The sequence below is a fragment of the Frateuria sp. sgz306004 genome, assembly GCF_057750885.1.
The window spans coordinates 628,516-651,994 of sequence record NZ_JBYLFE010000002.1; the positions used below are offsets into that span (position 1 = coordinate 628,516).

20 protein-coding genes are annotated in these 23,479 nt (G+C 65.7%); 7 read left to right on the forward strand and 13 right to left on the reverse strand.

Annotation, left to right across the window (positions count from 1 at the left end; all coding sequences use genetic code 11):
- Positions 1–60: 60 nt before the first annotated feature.
- Positions 61–1,950, reverse strand: a complete 1,890-nt coding sequence (gene dxs, locus AC3G2C_RS06070; protein WP_488383715.1) for a 1-deoxy-D-xylulose-5-phosphate synthase — start codon at positions 1,948–1,950, stop codon at positions 61–63.
- Between the two features lie 141 nt (positions 1,951–2,091).
- On the opposite strand from dxs, the gene AC3G2C_RS06075 reads away from it, so the two are divergent.
- Positions 2,092–2,511 carry a low affinity iron permease family protein gene (locus AC3G2C_RS06075; RefSeq protein ID WP_488383716.1) on the forward strand — a complete coding sequence of 140 codons (420 nt, stop codon included), beginning with the start codon at positions 2,092–2,094 and terminating at the stop codon, positions 2,509–2,511.
- A 3-nt stretch (positions 2,512–2,514) separates the two neighbouring features.
- On the opposite strand, the gene AC3G2C_RS06080 is transcribed toward AC3G2C_RS06075, so the two are convergent.
- Positions 2,515–3,117, reverse strand: coding sequence for an HNH endonuclease (locus tag AC3G2C_RS06080; protein WP_488383717.1), 603 nt, complete (start codon positions 3,115–3,117; stop codon positions 2,515–2,517).
- A gap of 255 nt (positions 3,118–3,372) precedes the next feature.
- Between AC3G2C_RS06080 and AC3G2C_RS06085 the strand changes: the two genes are divergently transcribed.
- Positions 3,373–4,137 (forward strand): SapC family protein, encoded by a 765-nt coding sequence (locus AC3G2C_RS06085; RefSeq protein ID WP_488383718.1) that lies wholly within the window; start codon positions 3,373–3,375, stop codon positions 4,135–4,137.
- 191 nt (positions 4,138–4,328) lie between these two features.
- Positions 4,329–4,730, forward strand: a complete 402-nt coding sequence (locus AC3G2C_RS06090) for an ester cyclase (RefSeq protein WP_488383719.1) — start codon at positions 4,329–4,331, stop codon at positions 4,728–4,730.
- Between the two features lie 45 nt (positions 4,731–4,775).
- Here AC3G2C_RS06090 and AC3G2C_RS06095 read toward each other — a convergent pair whose 3' ends face one another.
- The 4 genes from AC3G2C_RS06095 to AC3G2C_RS06110 all read right to left on the reverse strand — a co-directional run bounded on the left by AC3G2C_RS06095 (position 4,776) and on the right by AC3G2C_RS06110 (position 8,841).
- On the reverse strand, positions 4,776–5,477 hold the full coding sequence (locus AC3G2C_RS06095; protein WP_488383720.1) for a DUF899 family protein: 702 nt from the start codon (positions 5,475–5,477) through the stop codon (positions 4,776–4,778).
- A 65-nt stretch (positions 5,478–5,542) separates the two neighbouring features.
- On the reverse strand, positions 5,543–6,016 hold the full coding sequence (locus AC3G2C_RS06100; RefSeq protein WP_488383721.1) for a GNAT family N-acetyltransferase: 474 nt from the start codon (positions 6,014–6,016) through the stop codon (positions 5,543–5,545).
- A 529-nt stretch (positions 6,017–6,545) separates the two neighbouring features.
- Positions 6,546–8,321 (reverse strand): acyl-CoA dehydrogenase C-terminal domain-containing protein, encoded by a 1,776-nt coding sequence (locus tag AC3G2C_RS06105; RefSeq protein WP_488383722.1) that lies wholly within the window; start codon positions 8,319–8,321, stop codon positions 6,546–6,548.
- A 37-nt stretch (positions 8,322–8,358) separates the two neighbouring features.
- Positions 8,359–8,841 carry a hypothetical protein gene (locus AC3G2C_RS06110; protein WP_488383723.1) on the reverse strand — a complete coding sequence of 161 codons (483 nt, stop codon included), beginning with the start codon at positions 8,839–8,841 and terminating at the stop codon, positions 8,359–8,361.
- Positions 8,842–9,033: 192 nt separating this feature from the next.
- Here AC3G2C_RS06110 and AC3G2C_RS06115 point away from each other — a divergent pair, with 192 nt between their 5' ends.
- Positions 9,034–9,504, forward strand: coding sequence for an SET domain-containing protein (locus AC3G2C_RS06115; RefSeq protein ID WP_488383724.1), 471 nt, complete (start codon positions 9,034–9,036; stop codon positions 9,502–9,504).
- 107 nt (positions 9,505–9,611) lie between these two features.
- Positions 9,612–10,073 (forward strand): cupin domain-containing protein, encoded by a 462-nt coding sequence (locus tag AC3G2C_RS06120; RefSeq protein ID WP_488383725.1) that lies wholly within the window; start codon positions 9,612–9,614, stop codon positions 10,071–10,073.
- Positions 10,074–10,085: 12 nt separating this feature from the next.
- Here AC3G2C_RS06120 and AC3G2C_RS06125 read toward each other — a convergent pair whose 3' ends face one another.
- Together AC3G2C_RS06125 and fusA are read right to left on the reverse strand one after the other, a co-directional pair.
- A complete protein-coding gene (locus AC3G2C_RS06125) occupies positions 10,086–10,592 on the reverse strand; it encodes a GreA/GreB family elongation factor (RefSeq protein ID WP_488383726.1) in 507 nt (168 codons plus the stop codon).
- 137 nt (positions 10,593–10,729) lie between these two features.
- Positions 10,730–12,769 (reverse strand): elongation factor G, encoded by a 2,040-nt coding sequence (fusA, locus tag AC3G2C_RS06130; RefSeq protein WP_488383727.1) that lies wholly within the window; start codon positions 12,767–12,769, stop codon positions 10,730–10,732.
- 400 nt (positions 12,770–13,169) lie between these two features.
- On the opposite strand from fusA, the gene AC3G2C_RS06135 reads away from it, so the two are divergent.
- Positions 13,170–14,057: a hypothetical protein gene (locus AC3G2C_RS06135; RefSeq protein ID WP_488383728.1), complete on the forward strand. Its 888-nt coding sequence runs from the start codon at positions 13,170–13,172 to the stop codon at positions 14,055–14,057.
- An 82-nt stretch (positions 14,058–14,139) separates the two neighbouring features.
- A complete protein-coding gene (locus AC3G2C_RS06140; RefSeq protein WP_488383729.1) occupies positions 14,140–16,029 on the forward strand; it encodes a hypothetical protein in 1,890 nt (629 codons plus the stop codon).
- Positions 16,030–16,074: 45 nt separating this feature from the next.
- Here AC3G2C_RS06140 and AC3G2C_RS06145 read toward each other — a convergent pair whose 3' ends face one another.
- From AC3G2C_RS06145 to AC3G2C_RS06165, 5 genes are all read right to left on the reverse strand, one after another.
- Positions 16,075–16,659, reverse strand: coding sequence for a DUF4136 domain-containing protein (locus tag AC3G2C_RS06145; RefSeq protein WP_488383730.1), 585 nt, complete (start codon positions 16,657–16,659; stop codon positions 16,075–16,077).
- A gap of 88 nt (positions 16,660–16,747) precedes the next feature.
- The gene (locus AC3G2C_RS06150) at positions 16,748–18,997 is read right to left on the reverse strand and encodes a patatin-like phospholipase family protein (protein WP_488383731.1); all 2,250 of its coding nucleotides are present in this window, start codon (positions 18,995–18,997) and stop codon (positions 16,748–16,750) included.
- Between the two features lie 173 nt (positions 18,998–19,170).
- On the reverse strand, positions 19,171–21,438 hold the full coding sequence (locus AC3G2C_RS06155) for a xanthine dehydrogenase family protein molybdopterin-binding subunit (RefSeq protein WP_488383732.1): 2,268 nt from the start codon (positions 21,436–21,438) through the stop codon (positions 19,171–19,173).
- On the reverse strand, positions 21,435–21,965 hold the full coding sequence (locus AC3G2C_RS06160; RefSeq protein WP_488383733.1) for a (2Fe-2S)-binding protein: 531 nt from the start codon (positions 21,963–21,965) through the stop codon (positions 21,435–21,437). Before AC3G2C_RS06160 ends, AC3G2C_RS06155 begins: the two co-directional genes overlap by 4 nt.
- A 51-nt stretch (positions 21,966–22,016) precedes the next feature.
- Positions 22,017–23,342, reverse strand: coding sequence for an APC family permease (locus AC3G2C_RS06165; protein ID WP_488383734.1), 1,326 nt, complete (start codon positions 23,340–23,342; stop codon positions 22,017–22,019).
- Positions 23,343–23,479 lie beyond the last annotated feature (137 nt).

The window sequence follows — 23,479 nt, forward strand, 5'->3', positions numbered from 1 at the left end:
TGGTCGATGGCGCGGCCGGTGTCGCGGTCTACCGGTGGCGGCCGGCACCTGGCACGAGGCTCAGGCGCTGATCTGGTTCAGATTGCAGAGCTGCGGAAAACGAGCACGAATGGCGTTGCGGATGCTGGGCAGGTCCAAGCCGGCCATGGTCAGCACTTCTTCGCGGCTGCCGTGGTCGAGGTAGGCGTCGGGCAGGCCCAGGTGCAGGATCGGCTTGACCACGCCGTGCGCCGCCAGGCACTCGGCCACGCCACTGCCGGCGCCACCGGCGATGGCGTTGTCTTCCAGCGTGACGAAGGCATCGTGCGTCTTGGCCAGCTCGAGGATCAGCGCCTCGTCCAGCGGCTTCACGAAGCGCATGTTGACCAGCGTGGCATCCAGCTCGGCGGCGATCACCGAGGCTGGCGCCAGCATCGCGCCAAAGCTCAGCAGCGCCAGGCCATGGCCACGGCGGCGCAGTTCGGCCTTGCCGATGGGCAGCGTTTCCAGCTCCTTGGAGAGCGGTACGCCCAGGCCGGTGCCGCGCGGATAGCGGATGGCTGCCGGGCCTGCGTGCTTGAAGCCGGTGGTGAGCATGGTGCGGCACTCGTTCTCGTCGGCCGGCGCCATGATCACCATGTTGGGCAGGCAGCGCATGAAGGAGAGATCGAAGCTGCCGGAGTGCGTCGCGCCGTCCGGGCCGACCACGCCCGCGCGGTCGATGGCGAAGGTCACGTCCAGGTTCTGCAGCGATACGTCGTGGATGGCCTGGTCGTAAGCGCGCTGCAGGAAGGTGGAGTAGATCGCCACCACCGGCTTGGCGCCTTCGCAGGCCATGCCGGCGGCCAGCGTCACCGCGTGCTGCTCGGCAATCGCCACGTCGAAGTAACGCTGCGGGTATTCCTTGGAGAAACGCACCAGGCCCGAGCCCTCGCGCATGGCAGGGGTGATGCCCAGCAGGCGCTCGTCGGCGGCGGCCATATCGCACAGCCAGTCGCTGAACACGTCGGTGTAAGTGGGCTTGGACGGGCCGGACTTCTTCACCAGGCCCGCCTGCGGATCGAACGGACCCACTGCGTGATACTCGATCTGCGCCTGCTCGGCGGGCGCGTAGCCCTTGCCCTTGGTGGTGATCACGTGCAGCAACTGTGGGCCGGGCAGGTCTTTCACCATGCGCAGCGCGGCGAGCAGTTGCGGAATATTGTGGCCGTCGATCGGGCCGGTGTAGTGGAAGCCCAGTTCCTCGAACAGCGTGCTGGGCACGAACATGCCCTTGGCGTGCTCCTCCCAGCGCTTGAAGAAGCGACCGAACAGCGACTGCTTGGGAATGGCGCGCTTGGCGCGCTCGCGCCACTGGTTGAGTGTCCGGCTGGACATGGCGCGCGCGGCCATCTTGGTCAGCGCGCCCACGTTCTCGCTGATGGACATGCCGTTGTCGTTGAACACGACCAGCATGTTCGGTTCCACGTCGCCGCCGTGATTGAGCGCCTCGAAGGCCATGCCGGCGGTCATCGCGCCGTCGCCGATCACCGCCACGAACTTGCGCGGGTCACCCTTGCGCTGTGCGGCGATGGCCATGCCCAGCGCGGCCGAGATGGACGTGGAGGAGTGGCCGACGCCAAAGGTGTCGTACTCGCTTTCCTCGCGGCTCGGGAACGGCGCCAGGCCATCCTTCTTCTTGATGGTGGTGATGCGGTCGCGACGTCCGGTGAGGATCTTGTGCGGGTAGCACTGGTGGCCCACGTCCCACACCAGGCGATCAGTCGGCGTGTCAAATACGTGGTGCAGCGCCACGGTCAGCTCCACCACGCCCAGGCCGGCACCGAAGTGCCCGCCGGAGCTGGCGACGGCTTCGATCAAATACTGACGCAGCTCATCGGCAACGGCCGGCAGCTCATCGTCGGCAATGCGGCGCAGGTCGGCTGGCGTCTCAATGGTCGCCAGATGGGGGAAGCGAGACAGATCGTTCATCGGCATATTGTTGGCCCAGAGCAGGGGCGGGGCAAGGGCGGCCGCGAGGAAACTTGCGGTCAATCCGCAGGATGCCCTCTCCACGCACCGCAGACACGCTCGGCGGGAGGCTTGTCCCTCGTGCCCCGCCGAGACCCTCTTATGAGCATCAGCAAGGCTTTCCAGCGGTTTGCAGAGGCCGTGGCCCGGTATTCAGGTAGGCCAGCCACCTTTGTTCTGGCGGTGGTCGTGGTGGTCGCGTGGGCGGCCACCGGCCCCATGTTCCATTTTGGCGATACCTGGCAACTGGTGATCAATACCGGCACTACCATCGTGACCTTTCTGATGGTGTTTCTTATCCAGAACACCCAGAACCGCGACACGGCGGCCTTGCAGATCAAGCTGGACGAGTTGATCCGCAGTTCGTCCGCCCACAACGCGCTACTCAACCTGGAGGCGCTGGATGAGGCCGCGCTGGACAGGATTCGCCGCCATTACACCCGATTGGCGCACCTGGCGGCGGAATCGGCGGTGGAGGACATCGAGCGCGCATTGAATAAGGACGAGGTGCGCGGCGACTGAGCGTCAGGCCATGTGTTGCCGGCGGTCCCGCGGCAGATGGTTCACCAGGAACTCCATCTGGTCGGCCAGGATGTTGCGGTTGGACAGGATCAGGTGCTCCACCCAACTGGGCCGGTAGGGCACCGCAAGCAGTGGCATATGGGCCTGCTGGGGCGTGCGGTTGGCCTTACGCAGGTTGCAGGCCAGGCAGGCGCTGACCACGTTCTCCCAGGTGTCCTTACCCCGATGGGAGATGGGCACCACATGGTCGCGGGTCAGCTCGCCGCGGCTGAAGCGCTCGCCGCAATACAGGCACAGGAAGCGGTCGCGGGCGAACAGCGCGCTGTTGGTAAGCGCCGGCGAGGGGTCGATGGCGTGATCGCGGCAATGCCCGGTGCTGGCGACGATGGGATGCAGGGAAAGCCGGCTCTGCTCGCCGCTCAAGCGGTTGTGGCCGCCGTGGACGGTGAGACAGGGATCGCCCAGGGTCCAGGCAACGGCTTCGCGTACATAGAGGCAAACGGCCTCCTGCCAGCTGATCCAATCCAGTATGCGGCCAGCGGCATCCAGCGAAAGCACGCGGGTCGAATGAAGGTCGACAACGCGGCCAGGTACTTCCATCAGCATGCAAAACCGTCCTTCAACCCAGGGGAATGAACGTTCGGGCGCAGCAACGATGCTCGTAACGCGGCCAGCATAGACCATCTTTCGTTACAGAACACACGCAAATGGTTGTCAGGGCAGGCAGAACTGTCCTACGGAGGGGGTTCGCGAGGGGCGGCAGGCGCTGATATAGTGTTTGTTCATCTAAAGACCCGTGGCCGGGTTTGGGAGGGGGAGCCTCGGTGGCGACCCCGGCGCGGCAGGGGAGAGGTAGTAATCGTGTCCGAAGTTCTTTTCTACGAGCGTCCCGTTCCGCTCAACCGCAACCAGCACAAGGACCTGCGCATCAAGCCCGTGCCGAACCTGAAGTTCGCCACCACGGCGCACTCGGTGCCGCTCACTGGCGTGGAGTTCCCTGCGGCGGCTCGTGACCTGCCGATCCTGTTCGGCGGCACCACGGTGGAAGACGCCGGCCCGATGGCCCTGCTGGGTCTGCGCCAGAACGAGAACCTGTTCATCGACGCCAACGGTTTCTGGGAACAGAACATCTACATCCCGGCCTTCATCCGCCGCTATCCGTTCGTGCTGGCCGAGAAGCCGGCCGGTCAGGAAGGCGACGACTTCACCGTGTTCCTCGACGAAGCCTATGAAGGCTTCAGCACCGCCGAAGGCGACCGCTTGTTCAAGGAAGACGGCACCGACACCGACATGCTGACCAACGCCGTGCGTTTCCTCGGCGAGTTCCAGCAGCACGTGACCCGCACGCAGTGGTTCATGGAGCAGCTGCGCAAGCACGACCTGCTCGAGCCGCGCAACATTCGCCTGGAGAAGGATGGCAAGGCCATCAACCTCAATGGCCTGTTCGTGGTGAACGAAGACAAGCTGCGACAGCTCGACGAAAAGACCACGCACGAGTTCGCCCGCGAAGGCGTGTTCGGCTGGATCTACGCGCACCTGCTGTCGCTGGCCAACATCGACCGCGTGTCGCTGCGCCTGAGCCAGCGCGAGCAGGCCGAAGAAGCGGCCTCGGCCGTCAAGAACTGAGGTACCCGACGCCGCGCTCCTTCATGGGGTGCGGCGTCACCGCCCGCGGCGCGCAAGGCGCCGCGGACGCCGGAAAGATGGTGTGTGACGCTGCCGTCCTCACGTCTTCCACGCGAAGTGGGCGATATGCTCCTCCTCGCGCGTACTCACCCGGGCAGGGTAGGTGTGCGCCCAGGCGCAGGGGGCGCTGCATGTCCGAACAGAACAAGCGTGTCGTATTGACCTATGTGGACGCCTTCAATCGCGGCGACCTCGAGGGTGTGTGCGCCACGTTTGCGTCGGATGCGCTTGTTCACGGTGTTCTGGGCTGGGGCGGAGTAGAAGCTGCGCGGCCGCTCTGGAGCGAGTTGATGCGCTGCTTCCAGGTCAGCCTGGAAGTGGATGCGATGGTGTCCGAAGGTGACACCGTGGCGGTTCGCTACACCGAGCGCGGTCGCTCCGTTGCGCCCTTTCGTGGTGGCCCGGTGACCGGTCGTGACTACGAAGTGCTCGCGATGGAGTGGTTCGCGGTCAAGGAAGGCCATATCGAGCGACGCTGGGGCGTGCGTGATGCCGGTGCCATGTTTCGCCAGATGGGGTTGCCGTTGCCCTGACGCCTCCTGCTCGCCGAGCTTGTGACAGCGCCTGATCGCGCAGCATCAGTAGTGCAGGCTGGGCCGCCAATCCGCGCCACGGCCTCCGGGCGTGCAATCGAGCACATGCCACAGCGGCCAGATCGCATCGACGTGGCGCGGGTCCTGACCCGGCTCCGGCGGCACGAACATCAGCTCGCTGCACCAGGTGTGATGAATGGCGCCGTCGCGTTTTACGAACACATTGAGCGCAGGCATCTGCCGGCCGTCGCTGCTCTCGCCGTGGTAGTCGGCGTTGTACGTATTGTGCGCACTGGAGAGCAGATGCAGGTGACGCCAGCCGCGTTCGCGCGCGAAATGGCGAATGCGCTGGATAGGCGATTTCGCTACGACCGCCACGTTGATGCGCTGGCTCAAGTGGGGCACCTGGCCGTCCAATGCATCCAGGATGGAGGTGCACGATGGGCAAGGCTGCGCCATCGATGGTCCGTACATGAAGCTGTAGATCGCCAGCGTGTCGTGACCATCGACGAACAGCTCCGACAGGCACACCTGCCGTTCGATGTCGGTATCGACGGGCGTGTCGCCCTCATCGTCGAAGTGATAATCCACCGGTACCGCGCCACCCAGCGGCAAGGCGCGACGAAGCGCGGCAGTGTCTTCGATCTGTCGACGAAGCTCGATCTCCGCGCGCAGTAAACGGTCGCGCGCGGCGCGATAGGTACTGGACTCTCCGGGAAAGCGCACGGTGTGCAGCGGCTCGTTCATGGATCGTCTCCGATCATGTCGCGGCCGTGAGCGCCACGGTCAGGCGTCTCTCCCGCATACCGGGCTCATCGCACGGGCTTGGCCAATCGCAGCAGGTCGGCGGCGTAGCCCGCGCTTTCGTATATGGCTCGCGCCCGCTCGTTGCCCGGGAACACGGCCAGCGTCACCAGTTGGCAACGATGTTCGCGTGCCCATGTCTCGGCATGCTCGAGCAAGGCTCGGCCGGCACCGCGTCCTTCGTGCTGCTCGGCCACGGCGATGTCGGAGATGTGGCAGTTGTTACGCCCGGTGAAGTAATCCTGCGTTTTCTGCAGGTGGACAAAACCCACCGCCGCGCCGTCTTCGTCCTCGGCCACGAACAGGAAGCTGTTGGCCGGCTGGTCTTCCAGGTGGCGCAACAGGTCCTTGCGTATGCCTTCGATGCATTCGTGACGCCGCCGCCAGGGAGGCAGGGAGAAGTTCACGAAACGGGGTACCAATCCGAGGATGAAGTCGTCGTCGTCCTCAGCGAGGCGGATCAGGTATGTGGTATCGCTCATGCGGGTGTGACCGGACAGCGAGAGGGGTCTGCCGTTTCTACACCCAAGGGGCGCGGGGTGGTAGTCCCTTGCGTTGTGCCGGGGAGGGGCGCCGTATCTGCCGTGCTCCTGCCCGGGCGTCATTCGCCAGCTTGCTCGCCTGCGAACGCAGGGACTCCTCGTGCGGCGACGGGCTTCCGAATTCCAGCCGGAGGCCGGATCGCGTTCTCTTGCTTGCGGCGGTTTCAACTGGTCGACGCAACAACATCGCGTCGCCGGCAGGCGATCGAAACGCCCGCCGCGCAGGCGGCCAGATCGCCATATCGTTGCAGCTGCGCGAACGCGGACAAAGCAGTTCAACCTTCGTCAGAACGACAAGAGAATTCCCACCACGCACATGTCGTACAGCTCCAGAGCGCGCCGCGCACAACGCGCGCAAACTACCGATCAAAACACCCTCGTGGCTCCCCCGTTGTCCAAGAAACACGAAAAAAAACGGCCCCTCTGCGAGGGGCCGTCCAGCGTTCCATCAAAAGCGGAGAATCACGCCTCAGGCAATCGCCGGCAACGTATCCACACCCGCCTCAATCGCCGCCTTGTGCATCAGACAACGCGGCAGGATGCGTGCGAAATAGAACTTCGCCGTATCGCGCTTGGCCTGCTTAAACGACTCCTGCTGACTGCTGTTGGCCAACGCCGCCACGCTGCGGGCCCACATGTAAGCCAGCGTGATGTAGCCGGAGTAGTACAGGTAGTCGCTGGCGGCGGCACCGAGTTCTTCCGGGTTGGCCATGACGCGCTGCGCCAGGGCGATGGTCAGGTCCGCCCACTCCTTGGTGTGCGCGGCCAGCGGGCCGATCAGGCCGGCCATGGCCGGGTCCTGGGCGTGCTGCTGGCAGAACGCCTGGATCTCCTTGGCGAACAGCTTGAAGCCTGCGCCTTGCAACTGGAGGATTTTGCGGCCCAGCAAGTCCGCCGCCTGGATGCCCGTGGTGCCTTCGTACAGGGTGATGATGCGGGCGTCGCGCACGAACTGCTCCACGCCGTTCTCGCCGATGTAGCCGTGGCCGCCGTACACCTGCAGCGCTTCCTTGGTGCACTCCTGGGCCAGCTCGGTTACCACGCCCTTGGCGATGGGGATGAGGAAGGCCACCAGGTCGCTGGCCGTCTTGCGGGTGGCCTCGTCGACGCCGCGCGCTTCCACGTCGGTCTGCAGCGAGGTGTACAGCAGCAGCGTGCGCGAGGCTTCCACGAACGCGCGCTGGGTGAGCAGCATGCGGCGCACGTCCGGCTGCACCAGCAGGTTGTCGGCCGGCTTGTCGGGGAACTTGGTGCCGGAGAGCGAACGACCCTGCAGACGCTCGCGCGCGTAGTTGAGGCTGTTCTGCAGTGCGCGCTCGGCCAGCGCCAGGCCCTGCACGCCCACGCCCAGGCGCGCGGCGTTCATCATGGTGAACATGGCGGCCAGGCCCTTGTGCGGCTGGCCGATCAGGTAGCCTTCGGCGGCGTCGAAGTTCATCACGCAGGTGGCCGAGCCCTTCAGGCCCATCTTGTGCTCGATGGCGCCGGCGGCGGCGCTGTTCCGCGCGCCCAGCGAGCCATCGGCGTTCACCTTGAACTTGGGCACGATGAACATGGAAATGCCGCGGCTGCCGGCCGGTGCGTCGGGCAGGCGGGCCAGTACAAGATGGATGATGTTCTCGGCCAGGTCATGCTCGCCAGCGCTGATGAAGATCTTGGTGCCGGTGATCTTGTAGCTGCCGTTCTCGCCGGGCTCGGCGCGGGTCTTGAGCAGGCCCAGGTCCGAACCGGCCTGCGGCTCGGTCAGGCACATGGTGCCGGTCCAGCGGCCTTCCACGATGGGCTTGAGGTAGGTGTTCTGCTGTTCCTCGGTGCCGTGCAGCTCCATCGCATGGCAGGCGCCTTCGGAGAGCAGCGGGTAAAGGCTCCAGGAGAGGTTGCCCGACTGGAAGATTTCGGTGGTGGCCGTGCCGATCGTGTTGGGCAGGCCCTGGCCGCCGAAGTGCTCACTCTGGGTGAGGCCGGTCCAGCCACCTTCGGCGAAGGCCTTGAAGGCTTCCTTGAAGCCCTTGGGCGTGGTCACGGTCTGCGTGGCCTTGTCGTACACGCAGCCTTCGGCGTCGCCACTGGCATTGAACGGGGCGAGCAGGGCTTCGCTCAGGCGGCCGGCTTCTTCGAGCACAGCGTCGAACAGGTCGCGCGTGTGGCCTTCGCCATTTTGCAGTTGGGTGAGGACGGCTTCGGCGCCAAGCACGTCAAAGAGGGCAAAACGCTGGTCGTCGAGCGGGGCCTTGTAGATGGTCATGGCGAAGTTCCTTCGGTGGTAGTGCGGGCGCTGAAGCTCAGCGCCAGGTGTTGGGGATGCCCGGCACCGGCGAAAGCCAGTCGTTGCCGTGGAAGGTGAAATCCCGAGCTTCCTTTTCCTGCTCGGGCTTGGCGTTGGCGCTGCCGCTCACGCTGTAGGGCACGGAGCCGGCGCTGCCCTTGACCGCGGCGGCCTTGAGGGTGGCGGTCATCTCCGGCGTGGGCAGCACGGTGATCTGGGTGACGTCGGCGGCAAAGGCGGGAATATCGAGGTCGAAGCGGCTGTGCAGGCGCACCGGCACCAGCTCGGCCACCTTCAGCTCGCCGTCGAGGCTGTGGAAATCCATGCCGCCGTAGCTGTTGTTCTGGATGCGCAGGGTCAGGCGCCACTCGCCATTGGGCAGGGTGGCCATCTCCTGCACGCTCACGGTGGGCGGAAACACGCTCTTGCGCGGCGGCCCGCAGGCCACCAGCCCGGCTACCAGACACACAAGCACCGCACAGCGAAGCAGTCGTCCCATGGGTTCACCTCAAACGATTGTTTGAATCTTAGCAGGAGGACCTTGCCGTCTGTCCACGGGGGAGGGCAAGGCGATGGATCTCAGCGCGAATGCGATCACGCCTTATCGATGGAGGCCAGCGGGCGCCGGAGGTTCCCATTGCGCAGCGCAACAGGCATCATCCTTGGCTCTTTCTTTGTATACAGCCCACTTATGACCCGTCGCATCGTTGCCCGTCGCTCGCCTATCCATGGCAATGGCGTTTTCGCCGTCGCCCCGATCAAGAAGGGCGAGGAAATCATCGAGTACAAGGGCACGCTGATGACCCACGGCGAAGCCGATGTGATGTACGGGGACGGCGGCGAAACGGGCCATACGTTCCTGTTCACGCTCAACGACGAGTATCTGATCGACGCGAACCGCAAGGGCAACACGGCGCGCTGGATCAACCACAGCTGCGATCCCAACTGCCAGGCGCTGATCGAAGAAAGCGCCGATGGCAATCCGCGCAAGGATCGCGTGCTGATCGAGGCGATCCGCAATATCAAGCCGGGCGAAGAGCTGACCTACGACTACGGCATAACGCTTGAGGTGCCGCACACCGCGCGCCTGAAGAAGCTGTGGAAGTGCCTGTGTGGCTCGAAGAACTGCACGGGCACGCTGCTCAAGTCCAAGAAGGCTTGAGTTCACGCGATGTTGCAGACGGCGATGCGGTTGCATCGCCGCCGCGGCTTTTTTTCTCGCCTGCAAGGCATTCCCGTGAAAGCACGGTTGTCTGGAGATCGCTTTCCATGAAGAACGCGCTGTTGGCCCTGTTGCTTGCCCTGGGTGTCACAGGGGCCGCCCAGGCGGCGGACGCCGCCAAGGTGATTTCGCCTGGCGACCTGCCGTTCGTCACCGTGTCGCCAGGTGTGCGCCTGAAGGAACTCACCGGTCGCGCCGCGCCGGTGGGGGCGCGCTCGCAGTTGGGCAGCGTGGCGCTGTTCGAGCTCGATCCGGGCCGTGCCAGCGCGTGGAGTCACAACAAGGAGGGTGAGGAATCGTTCTTCATCCTCGCCGGGCATGGCGAGGTATGGACCGGCAGCACGCCGCATGCGGTGGGCCCGGGCGACTACATCCTGGTGCCGCCGTCGGTGGTGCGCTCCATCCGCGCCAGCAAGGGCGAAACGCTCACCTTCTATGCCATCACCACGCCGGCCTGGAGCAAGGACGACGACGTGCTGGTCGCGCCGCCGGCCGGCGCGCCCAAGTAATCGTCGCTTGCGTTAATCAGCATCGGGCGGGTAATCGATCGCCACCACTTCCACGGTGACATCGCCCGACGGCCGGGGCCACACCACCTCGTCGCCTACGCGCGCGCCCAGCAGGGCCTTGGCCAGCGGCGAGGCGTAACTCACCAAGCCGTGCTCCACGTCGGCCTCGTCCTCGCCAACGATGCGATAGCGCAGTTGGCCCTCTTCACTGTCCACGATGACCCGCGCGCCGAAAGCCACGCGGTCGCGAGGCTGCTGCGTCAGATCCACCTCGATGGCGCTGCCCACGCGGGCATTGAGCCAGCGCAGCTCGCGCTCCACCTCGCCAAGTTCGCGTTGTTGCGGCAGGGTGTCGCCGCTGGCGCGTAAGGCGTCGCGTCGCTCGCGTTGTGCCACCAGGCGCGCGCGCAAAAGAGCCAGGCCGCGTGGGGTCACGTAGTTGGGGTGTTCACTGAGCGGGATGTCCGGCAGGCGTTCGCCGACGGACTCGTCCGCGTCCTTCACGAAGGAGCGGCTCATCGCAGGCCTCCAGCGCCGTAGCGTTCGGCGCGTTCGTATACGGTGCATATGGCGGCGCGTATGGCGCGCCTCAAGGCGTACAGGACTTGCGCGGACAGCGGATCGGCGCCGCCCGCGCGGATCGCCAGGCGGGGGCGTCAATCCTCGTCCAGATGTGGCTTCCATGCCTCGCTGAGCTGCTTTTGCACCGGCGGCGGCACCGGCTCGTAGTGGCTGAGGTCGAGGCTGTAGCGGCCGCGGCCGCCGGTCATGGCCTTGAGTTCGGTGGGGTAGTCGATCAACTCCGCCAGCGGCGCCTGCGCCTTGATGACCAGTTCGCCACCGCGAAGGGCATCGGTGCCGAGGATGCGCGCGCGTTTGCTGGCGAGGCCGCCCGTGACATCGCCGACGTTGGCTTCGGGAATCGCCACTTCCACATCCACGATGGGTTCGAGCACGACGGGTCGCGCCTTGCCTACCGCGTCGAGAAACGCCTTTTTGCCGGCACTGATAAAGGCCACTTCCTTGGAGTCGACCGGGTGGTACTTGCCGTCGTACACGGTTACGCGCAGGTCTTGGATGGGGTAGCCGGCGATGGCGCCGTTCTCCATTGCTTGGCGCACGCCTTTCTCGATCGCCGGCAAAAATTGGTTGGGAATAACGCCACCTTTCACCGCGTCGATAAACTCGAAACCAGCGCCGCGATCGAGCGGTTCCACGCGCAAAAACACTTCACCGAATTGGCCCGCGCCACCGGTCTGCTTTTTGTGGCGGTGGTGCCCTTCGGCATGGCCCACGATGGTTTCCCGATACGCAATGCGCGGCGGATGCGTCACCACTTCTACGCCGTAACGCTCTTTCATGCGCTCCAGCATGATCTTCAAGTGCAGATCCGATAGGCCTCGCGCCACGGTTTCGTTGAGCTCCTTGTGGTGCTCCACGCGAAAACAGGGGTCTTCCTCGGCCAATCGCGCCAGTGCTTGCGAGAGCTTCTGCTCCTGGCCCTTGTGCTTGGGTTCCAGAGCCAAGCCAAACATGGGTTGCGGGAAGCGCATGGGGGCGAGATGGATGCGATCTTCGTCGTGCGAATCGTGCAGCACGGCGTCGAAGTGGATTTCCTCCACCTTCGCCACCGCCGCGATGTCGCCGGGAATCGCCTGCTCGATCTCCTCGTGCGTCTTGCCGCGCAATCGAAACAAGTGACCGACCTTGAACGGCTTCTTGTTGTCGTCGATGAATAGCGAGGTGTCGCGACGAATCGTGCCCTGCCACACGCGGAACACACCAAGCTTGCCGACGAAGGGGTCGTTGACGATTTTGAAGACGTCGGCAATCACATGCTGGCGCGCATCGGCATTGACGGTGATCGATTCGTCGTCGCCATTGAGAAAGGGGGGCGTGTTGCCTTCGGCCGGGTTGGGTAGCAAGCGGTCGGCCAGTTCGAGAAACTCGTTGACGCCTACGCCCGTGCGCGCGCTGAGAAAACAGATGGGGACGAGGTGCCCTTCGCGCAGGCATTGCTCGAAGGCGTCGTGCAATTCCTTGGGGCTGAGGTCTTCTTCGCCTGAGTCGAGATAATGACCCATCACCGATTCGTTGATCTCCACCACCTGGTCCAGGATGCGCTGGTGCGCCTCGCGCAACGAGGAGAAATCGGTGACGCCGTCGCTGTGGAAAAAGCAGTCGAGCACGCGCTTGCCACCATCCGCTGGCAGGTTCACGGGCAGACACTGGCTGCCGAATTCATCACGCAATGCGTCCACCAGCGCACCGAGCTTGGCCGCGTCGGCGTCGATCTTGTTCACCACGATGATGCGTGCCACGCCGCGTTCGCCGGCGCGCTCCATCATGCGACGCGTGCCGTACTCGATGCCATTGATGGCGTTCACCACGATGGCGACGGTTTCCACCGCGGCGAAGGCCGAAAGCGTGGGGCCGCGAAAGTCCGCGTAGCCTGCGGTGTCGATAAGATGGATGCGGCTTTCGCCGAACGGCACGCTGGCGATGGCGGTATCGATGGAGTGGCCGCGTGCCTTTTCCTGCTCGTCGGTATCCGATTGCGTACTGCCGCGCTCGACCGAACCCTGGGTCTGGATCACGCCGCCGGCATGCAGCAAGGCCTCGAACAAGGTGGTCTTGCCGGCGCCGGCGTGTCCGGCGAGCGCGATGTTGCGGATGTTTTCCGTGTTGTACGACACGATGCGACCCTCCCATGCAAGGGCGCGAAATCGTGCTGGCGATGACCTGCGGCGCCGCACGAAGCCGCGCTGGCGGCTGACGATGGCGGGCCGTCATGGTCGTCCAGGCGTGCGGGACGCGGGGGCGGTCATGGCGGGTACGGTCGGGGTGACCGTACGCATAGCCTTGAGCCATTGCCCCCCGGGGTCAAGTTGCACTGCGGGGAACCCGCGAGCGTTCTGTTGGTCAGCAGATGACTTCCCCGCGTGACAGCCTCGAAGGAACCAAGCTGTGCGCACTTCCCAGGCTGGACGGTAGGGCTGTCTCATCGAACACACAGAGCAGGTTGAACACCACCGCTGGACGCCGCCCGACTCCCATGCCCGGGGACTGGCGCCCCTCGATGGACCCACGCGCGCGATGCTGCATCAGCTGCGCTGGCGTCGGGCGCCGCCGGATCGGCGGCGCCGCTGGTTGGCGCTGGGCATCGTGCTGGTGCTGCACGTGCTGTTCGCCGTGTTCACCTGGCATGAAATGCACGTGATGCGTCCCGACGAGGCGACACCGGCGCGCACCGGGGCGCTGTTGGTTCGCTTGATTCCTCGCCCAGTTACCAAAACGGCGCCAGCGCCGGTCGAAACGCTGCCAGCTCCGTCGCCTCCCGTTACCCCTAAGCCGCCACAAGTGCATGAGGCGCCGGCCAAGAACGCCATGAGCGTGAGCCTGCCCGCGAAGGAAGCCGCGCCGGCCATGACCGCCTCGGTGGCCACTCCTCCGCAACTGTTCGATCCGACCGGACAGCCCTTGTTGCCCCCGCAGCCGGGACAGCCCGCGCCCAGCCCGGGGGGCTATGTACAGCGAACGCCGCAGGGCGACACCCAGGTGATGCAGCACAGCAGCCCCGTGACCTACAAGGCGACGCGTTTCGAGAAGGATTGGTCCAAGGGCGGCGGTAGCTCGGTGGACGACGCGCTCAAGCGCGCGGTGGACAGCACCACCGTTACCCACACGTTCCATGTCGCGCCAGGTGTGCGTATTCACTGCGCGGTGACGCTCGTGGCGTTGGCCGGCGGCTGCGGTGGTGATCCGCCGCCCCAGCCCAGCAGCAAGAGCCGCGATATGCGCCTGAATATGGCGCCGGCGAACACGTTGGTGCCGGATATCAACCCGGTCAAGGCGCCGAGCCTGCAGGAGTGCATCGACATCTACCGCGCGGACAAGCCGTTGCCGCAGGGCTGCCCCGTCGATACGCCCACGCGTTCGGTGGACGCCGAGATGCGCGAGCGCGCGCAACGAGGCGGCTCGTAAGCAGGCGCTGCGGTTAGCCAGAAAGGCGCAGCGCCCCGTTACACTGCGCCCTATGGAAAGGGAATCCGCGCACCGACTGACCGTGACGTTGCCATCGCCCAAGTCGGCGGCGGAGGCTGCGCGCGTGTATCGCCGCCGCCGCACCGAGCGGCCACGCGAGCGCTGGCTGCGCATCCTGGGCATGGTCGGCGCGTTGCTGGTGCATCTGGGTTTTATGGTGGGCGTGATCCTGGGCCCTGCCTATGAGCTTGAAGATCTCCCGGACAACAGCCCGCCGCTGGTGGTGCGACTGATCGAGAAACCCAAGGAAGAGCCCCCGCCGCCCCCGCCGGTGCGCGGCACGCCGCCCAAGCAAGTGGGGCCGGTACATCGCGGCAACGCCAACAATGCGCCACGCACGGCACGCCAGAGCAGTTCGTCCACACAGACGAATACCGAGCTGGCGCCCATTCCCGTGCCTGCCCTGCAAACGCCGGTGATCGCCAAGGCATCCAAGGCCAGCGCACCCAAACCGACCATCACGGCTGCACCGTTACCGCCGGTCACGCTGCCCAAACCGGCGCCGGCGGAGCAGTTGCAGCCGGTTCCGGTGGCGCCAACGCCGCCCCAGGTCGCACTGGAGACGCCACCGACGCCCACGCCAGCACCACCTAAGTTTCAACCCGAACCGGTGCGCAAGCCGCAGTTGGAGGGCAACCAGCCGCAACCGCCGCCGGCATCCTTGGCCATTCCCGAGGTGCCGCCGCAGTCGGCGCCCCCGGTGAGCGTGCCGACCATCGCCATGGAAAAGGCCGCGCTGGTGAACACCAAGCCCAGCCTGGCGCAGGTGACCCGGCCAGAGTTGCCGGCCGCGCCGCCGGAGCCGGAGATGCAGGCAGTGCCGCTACCGGCGCAGGCGGCACCCACGGTCAACCTGCAACCGCAACCTAGTACCGTCACCACGGTGGTGCCGCGTCAGCAGGCACGCGTGGAGGCGCCTGCCATTCGCGTGGCTGAGGCGGAGTTGGAAGCCGTGCCACTGCCACCCCAGCCGCAACCGAGCCTGGAACACCCGCAAGCGCCGCGCCTGCAGACGGTGGCTCCCACTGCGATTGCGCTGGAAGCCAAGCCCAGCGTGGCGCGCCCGCAGATCTCCACGGAACCGCCGGCGAGCGAGCCGGCCAATCAGCCCAGCGCCGCTTCGGCGCCCGCGAATGCAGCGGCTTCGTCCAGCTCTGCCAGTGCCCAGGCGAATGCCAGTGAGGCGAGCAACGCGCCGGGCGAAAGCGGTGTGAGCAGCGCGCCCAACGCCACGCCACAAGGCAGCGCCAGCGGCACGCCGGGCCAGCTCAACGGCGTGGCCCAATCGCCGACGACTGGCGGCAAGAACGGCTTGAACTTGTCGTTGCCGCCAGGCCAAGGGCAGGGGCAGGGCGCGAGCGGACAAGCCGGGCAGGGCGCGGCCAACAATGGCGTCAACGGCACCTACGTGCAGCTCAAGCCGCGCGGCAACACCGAGATCATGTCGCACGGCACGCCCAACATCGGCTATCAGGCCACGCGCTTCGAGAAGGATTGGACGCCCGAAGGCGAAAGCTCCATCGACACCGCGCTGCGTCGCGCGGTGGAGAAAACCACCGTGCGTCATACATTCAACCTGCCTCGTGGCGTGCGCGTGGAATGCGTGGTGATGCCGCTGTTCCCGATGGCGTTGCTTGGCTGCGGCGACGGCAACCCGCCACCCAAGCCGGTGGACGACGTGGTCTACGACAAGATGAAGATGGCGCCGACCAACCCGCTGGTGCCGCCGGCGGCCACCGTCGCTGCGCCGGCCGTAGCCACAGTAAAGCTGGACAACAGCGCGCAGTGCGCCGCGGCGCGCGTGGCAGGCGGCCCGATGCCGCCGGGCTGTGGTGTGGACTCGGCTCCGACGCCCACGGTACCGGCACGCGCCAGCAGTAGCTGGGTGCCGGCAAGCGACCAGTTCCACTGATCGGGCCGGCGCGACGCCCAGCGGGGCGTCGCGAGGGGCAGGCGCTTAGCGCAGGATGCCGTCGGTCTTGAGCTTGGGAATCAGCGTCTGTGCGAGCTGCGTGGTGGCCTTGGGAATGTTCTTTCGGCCTACCGCCTCGGTGGTCACCGTCCACACCAGCTTCTCGGTGCGCGGATCCCACACGCTGGTTTCCAGCGTCACCACGTCGTACTGGGTGACGTCCGGCGTGGCGGCCCACGCACCGCCGTACCAGCCCCAGAAACCGCCATACATCGGGCCGGAGGGCGTCACGCTGATGCGTTGCTCCACGCGCTGCACGCGCGTGACCAGCACGGCGGTGGCGCCACTCTGCTTGACCAGGTCGCGCAGGTTCATAGCCCCTTCGTTGCCGGCCGGAATCTGCGTGTAACTGGGCGTGGCCTGGACGCCGGCGGCGCGCAATTGCTGGGCGAAGGTATCCTCGAAGACGCGGCGTACCGTTTCGCTGCGGGAAATACCCACCACCACCACGTTGGATGCCGGCGGCCCCGGCCAGGACGTGTCACGCCATTGATTGGTCACACTGACGGAAGCGCACGCGCCGAGCAGCAGGGCGGCGGCGAGCACAAGCAGGACATGCAAACGTTTCATGCGCAGGCTCCTGGGCACAGCCTCGTTAAGAGTAAAAACTCATGGTGGCTACTCGAACGTGCACGCAGCGCGACAGTTGACGCCCCACTCACTGCGTGGGGCGCAGCAGCGAGCCGAAAGTGAGGTAGACCGACGAATGGCCGCCCTGGGCCAGGCCGTAGCCGAGGAACAGCGGCCCCAACGGCGTCTGCACGCCCAGGAACATGCTGCCGGCGTAGATCAGCGACCCCAGTTGCACCTGGCTCTTGCTGGCCCAGGTATTGCCCGCTTCCAGGCTGGCACCGATGTAGACCGGCGTGGAGAAGATCGCATCCATTTGGCCAGTGCGGCGATACACCACCGCGCGCGCCAACGCGGCCTGGTTGCCGTTCAATGAGCGCTCGGCGTAACCGGACAGGTTGAGAAAGCCGCCGAGGAAGCTCTGCGTTTCGAAAAGCGTGGCATTGTTGAGCGAGCTGGATAGGCGCAAGCCAAGCAGCACGTTGTAGCGGCCATCGGCGACACGGCTGAGATCGGGCACCCAGTCGGCGCTCAGGCGCGCAGCGTCGGCGTTGATGCTGCCGCCCATCCAATGGCGATACCACTCGTAGTCGAAAGAGAGGCGCGCGCCGCGTGAGGGAAACTGAGCATTGTCCAGGCTATCCCAATCCGCGCCTACCCTGGCCAGGCTGTATTGGGTGGTCTGGCTGAGCGTGAAATCCGCCGGGTTGCCAATGCGCAGGTCGCCGCTGTCGCGTCCGCGCTGGAGTGCGCCCGAGATTCGCCAGTTGTCCGTTGCCGACCACCCGGTTTCCAGGCCCATGTAACGCCGCTTCACGCGGTATTCGGCGAGCTGGCGATCGCCGTCTTCGGTATAGACCGGATAGTTCTCGCTGCGCACTAAGGCATAGGGCATGACGTAGCCGCCAGCGCCGCGCCAGAAGGGCTGGAAAAACTCGGTGGCCGCGCCGCTATAGCGGCCTCCCCACACCGTGTTGCGCCACTCCGCACCCATGCGATTGATGTTGGTGGCGTTGAGTTCGGCCGATAGGAGGTATTCGCTGCGTCCTTTGAAATCGTCGTCCAGCTGAAAGCCGAGCTTGCCGTACAACGGCCCCCACGGCTTGTCGTTGGGGATGATCAGCAGCCCACGCTGGTCGCCTTTCTGCTGCAGGCGATAGTCGATCTGTTGGTAGCTGCCGCGCCCGTACAGGCTGCCGATCTGATCTTCGAGCTTTTCCGGATCGAACGGTTTGCCGACATCCTTGCTGAGCCGTTCCTTGACGTACTTGGCGGTGTCGGTGTGGCTGCTGTCCACCTTGAGGAAGGCGATCAAGCCGGGGTCGAAGTCGCGCTTGCGATGCTTTGCTTCGAACGCCGCCCATTGCTCGGGTGACGCGGCGAGCGCACGCAGACGAGGCAGGGCGGCTTCGGCCGCCGCGCGACCGATGGCGATGGCCTCCGCGCCGCGGTTGAACTCCGCCGCGCTCATCTCGCCCAATTCCGGCGTGATCAGGATGTCGTCGGGCGCGAGCAAATCGAGTTGGCGGCGGGTCTTGTCCTCCATCAGCGCGCTTACCATCTGGTTGAGCACGGCGACCGGGTTGCTGAGCTGCTCGCGTTGCAGCAGGGGCGAGCTGACGTTCACCACAATCAGGCGATGTGCACCCATCTCGCGCACCACGTCGATAGGCACGTTGTCCATCAAGCCGCCATCGACCAATAGTTGATCGTCGATGCGGGTGGGTGCGAAGGCGCCCGGCACCGACATGCTGGAGCGAATCGACAGTGCCAGATCGCCCGCGCCGAATACCACTGGCTTACCGGCGACGATATCGGTGGCGATCGCGCGGAAGGGAATGGAAAGCTGGTCGAAATCGTGCACATCCCAGGTGGAAATAAGCAGTCGACGCAGCAGCAATAGCAGCTTCTGACCCTGCACCACGCCAGCGGGCGTGATGATGTGGCCGTTCTTGTAGCCCACCTCGAAATTGAGCAGGTAGCGGTAGTCGGCGTCCTTGCGCCGCATGGGCATGTCCGAACGCGCGGGGTCGTCGGAGAACAGGTCTTTCCAATCGAGCGTGGTGACGAGGTGTTCCATCTCGTCAGGGCGATAGCCGGCTGCGTACAGGCCGCCCACGATGGCTCCCATGCTGGTGCCGGCCACGTTGCACACAGGAATGTGTTCGCGCTCCAGCACCTCCAGCACGCCGATATGCGCGGCGCCACGCGCACCGCCACCGCCGAGTACCAAGCCCACGCATGCTTGCGAGGTCGAAGGAGGCGATGTTTGCGCTGCAAGCGGTGTAACGGCGATGAACAGCGACAACAAGCCGAGCCAGGCAAGGGGGCGACGCATGGAGTTTCCTTTCAGCCGTGGACGCGGCGAAAGTTCCAAGGTTGCCGCTGGAGGCATCCTATGACAGGAGCACGAGCTTTCGCACGATGCTGAAGGCGACTTCGCTTGCAGCGCCATGCCGCCTCGAGCGGCACACCCTGGAAACGCCAGGCGTTTCCAGGGTGACGCAAGCGTTACAGCATGCGCAGCAATTCCTTCATCAACGGCAGGCGACGCACGCGCACCGCGCTCACGCGGAACACGGCGTTGGCCAGCGCTGGTGCAGCCGAAGGCATGGCCAGGAAGCTGGCGCCGGTGGGGTCACGGTCACCAGGCACCACGATGACTTCGGTGGTGTCGGGCAACTGCGCCATGTTGGCCAGGGGGTAGTCCTTCCAGTTGCGCTGTTGTACCTGGCTGTCCTTGTAGGTGATGGACAGGTTGAGCGCGGCGGAGAGCGCATCGAGCGTCGCGCCGGCAATCTGCTTTTCCAGTCCCAGCGGGTTGATGACGCGACCCACGTCCACGGCGCACACCACGCGCTCGATGTTCAGGCGCTCACCTTGCAACGAGGCCTCCACCGCGTGCGCCACATAGGCGCCATCGATGTGCCAGCAGGCGACGCCAAAACCGTTGACGGTGCGCAGCCAGTTCTTCCAGCCAAGACGATCGGTGACCAACTTGAGCACGTTGGCGAGACGGCCGGTATCGAGCGAGCGGCCATCGCCAAGCGTAATCATGCGCGGCTCGCCGATCAGGCGCAGACGCGTGACCAACGGGTCTTCCTTCAGCGAATAAGCGATTTCGTCTATGAAGCTTTCGACCGCGAAGGCGTTGCTCAGGTGCGGCATGCCGCGTGCGGGGCCGCGTGGCATGGCCGACTGCAGCGCATACCAATCGCTGCGCAGGTTAGGCACGAGGCCGGCGGGCAACTGGTGCGCGTCCACTTCGGACGTCCATAGCTGGTTGTCCGGCACGCCGCGCTGGGCGAGTGCGGAAGCGCTGGCCATGCGTTGGTTCCAGGTGACGATCTGGCGCTTGCCGTCGAGCGTGGCGCTGAGCTTGTGCACGCTGGCGGAGCGGTAATAGTCCTGGGTGAGGTCTTCGTCACGCGTCCACAGCAGCTTGACGGGCTTGTCCACCTGCTTGGCGAGCATCACGGCTTCGGCCACGTAGTCGTGATCCAGGCGACGGCCATAGCCGCCGCCTACACGCGGTACGCGAATCTGTATCTGCGTGGGCGTCAGGCCGGTAAGGCGCTGTACCACGCGCCAAGCCTGCTGCGGTGCCTGGGTGGGCACCACCAGGGTGGCACTGTCCTTGTCCACGCGCACCACGCAGTTCATTGGCTCGCTGGTGGCATGCGCCAGCCAAGGCTGCACGTAGGTGGCCTCAAGGCGACGCGCAGCTTTTTTGCTGGCAGCTTCAAGGTCACCGTCGTTGCGCACACGCGCAGCGGGCGTGGCGTCCTTGTCGTTCACCAGATCGGCGGCTTGTTGCTCGAACCAGGCGCTGCTTTCGCTCTGGCTGCCGGCCTTCCATTGCAGCTTGAGCTTGGCGCGACCTTGCAGGGCGGCCCAGGTGTTTTCCGCGAGTACGGCCACCGCCGGCGCGCGCACGGTCTGGCCAAGTGGCACGCCTGCTTCAGGCTTGAGTTGAATGACCTTGACCACGCCCTTCACCGCCAGGGTGTCGGTAGTGTCCAGGCTTTCCACGCTGCCGTCGGTCCAGGGGCAATGGCTGAGCACCGCCACCAGGGTGTCGCCGGCGTAGTTGTCGAGGGTAAAGAGGGCTTGTCCGGTGACGATGGCGCGTGCGTCCACATCTCCGGCCGGCTGACCGATCAGGGTGTAGCGGTCGGGCGTTTTCACGGCGACCGGCGAGGTCGGCGGTGCGATTTTGGCGGCCGCCTCGGCTAGCGCGCCGTATCCCAGGCGCCGGCCATCGGGGGCGATGACATTGTTTTGTTCGCAGCGTAGGCGATCGGCCGGCACGCCAAGGCGGCGGGCGGCGGCTTGCAGCAACAACCAGCGAGCGAGCGCGCCAGCCTGGCGCAGATCGGCCCAGGCGGCAGGAATGGAGTCACCCAGCCCGCTCGTTTGATGACCATAGGCCCAGCGCGGCTTGCCGTTGTCGTCTTCCACGCCCAGGCCCAGCGGCACCACGGTGACGCGGGTCCAGTCGGCGTCCAACTCGTCGGCGATGATGCGCGGCAGCGCGGTGGCGGTGCCGGTGCCGGTATCCGGGTCACGCGCGCCGATGATCACGCTGCCATCGGCATCGACGCGCACGTAAGCACCCAGGCCGTACAGCGCATCGCCCAGCAGGGCGGCGGGCACGGGTGCATCCACTGCTTCGGCGAACGGAATGCCCACGATGAGAGCACCGGCGGTGCCGGCGAGCACCTTGAGGAATTGGCGGCGTGCCGGGCGTGCCAGGGTGTCGTGATGGCGGGTGCTCATGCGCGGCCTCCATTGGCCACGCGCTTGATCGCACGGCGCACACGGGTCTGGCAGCCGCAGCGGCACAAGTTGGGCAACTGGTCGATATCGTTGTCGCTAGGCTGCGGATGGCGGTTGAGTAGGTCCAGCGAGGCCATCAGCCAGCCGGGTGTGCAGTAGCCGCAGCCAATGGCATCTTCATCCACGAACGCCTGCTGCAGCGGATGCAGCTTGCCGTCGGCGGCGGCGAGCCCTTCCACGGTAGTGACGGACTTGCCGGCCAGATCGATCAGCCGGTGCTGGGAGGCGGAAGCAAGCTTGCCCTCGATCAGCACCAGGTCATAGCCACCCTCGCCGTGCTCGCCGCTGTACTTGGTGCCAGTGAGGCGCAGCACATCGCGCAGGTACCACAGCAGAGGCATCTGCTCGTCACCGGTGTGCCGGTAGGAGCGGCCATTGATCTCCAGATCGACACCTTCGCGCACCTTCTCGGGCACGATGGGGGTGCCGGCTTGGGGCGTCAGGATCTGGTCTTGCGCGTGCGCCATCGGTCAAAGCCTCCATCTGTATCTGCCCATTGTGGCATTGCGGGGCCGGGCTTAGGAGGTGACGGGGCTGAACAGGCGTCGCCAGATGAAGTAAACCGGGATGCCTGCCGCCATGATCAGCACGCCGATGCCGGTGTTCACCGGGCTGGCCAGCAGGCTCTGCACCACTACCAGGGCCACCGCGGCAATGAAGATCAGCGGCAGCAACGGGTAGGCCGGCACGCGGAAGCTGGCCTGGGCGCCTTCGTTGCGGCGATACCAGAACAGCGTGCCTACACCCACGGCGCAGGCCAGCCAGTCGCCAAAAGTGGCGTAATCCAGGAGTTGACCGTAGCTGCCCGACCACACCAGCACGATGGCCCAGCCCGAGAGCAGCAGCAGCGCGGTGTTGGGCGTGCGGTGCTTGGGATGCAGCCGTGCGACGCTGCGGAAGAACAGACCATCCTCGCCCATCACCTGCAGTACGCGGGCGCCCGCCACCAGGGTGATATTGCAGAAGCCCAGTGCGGAAATCGCCACGCCCACCGCGATGAGCTTGGCGCCAGCCGTGCCGAACACGCGCTGCATCACGTCCGCGGCGGGCGCACGGCTGGCGGCGAGGCCGGCGTGGCCGAGCACGGCGAGGTACGCCAGGTTGACCAGCGCGTAGGCGGCGATCACCAGCAGCATGCCGATCAGCAGCGCGCGCGGCAGTGTGCGCTGCGGGTTGCTGACTTCACCGGCGAGGTTGTTGAGGTACGTGAACCCGGAATAGGCGAACAGCACCGGCAGCGCCGCGCCCATGAAACCTACATTGGCCGTCTGCGGATCGGTGGCCAGCATGCCCTCGCCGTGCACACCGGCCAGGAACAAACCGCACACCACCAGAACCGCCACAGCCAGCAACTTGAGCAAGGTGAACAGGTTTTGCACCTGCGCGCCCAGGCGCAGGCCAAACAGGTTGATCAGCGCCACGAACACCAGCGCGCCGATAGCCAGGCTCGTGGTGGCGGTGGCCGGCAGCCCGAACAGCGAGGTCGCATAGCTGGCGAAGATGGTGGCCACCGCTGCGCTCGAACCCGAATAGATCACCAGCAACATGCTCCAGCCGAACAAGAAGCCCGCGAGCGGGCCGAATGCTTCGCGCAGGTAGACGTAGCTGCCACCGGCATGCGGGCGACGGGCCCCGAGCTCGGCGTAACAGAGCGCGCCGATCAAGGTCAGCAGGCCCGCGCCGATCCACATGAGCAGCAGCGACAAGCCGGACGATGTGCGCATCGCCACCACGTACGGGTTGAGGAAGATGCCGCCGCCGATGATGCCGCCGACCACGATCATGGCCGCGTCCAACGGGCGGAGACGGCGCACGTAACCGCCGGGCGTCGAAGTGTCGCTCATGGAACCCTGCAATGCTGGAGATGGGGCGAGCATGGCGGTTGGGCCCGCCCTCAGCAAGCCCTGGCGCCGCTCCAGCGACGAAAAGGGCCGGCGTCTCGCGACGCCGGCCCCGGGGTGCTGCACAGGGCGGTTGCCCC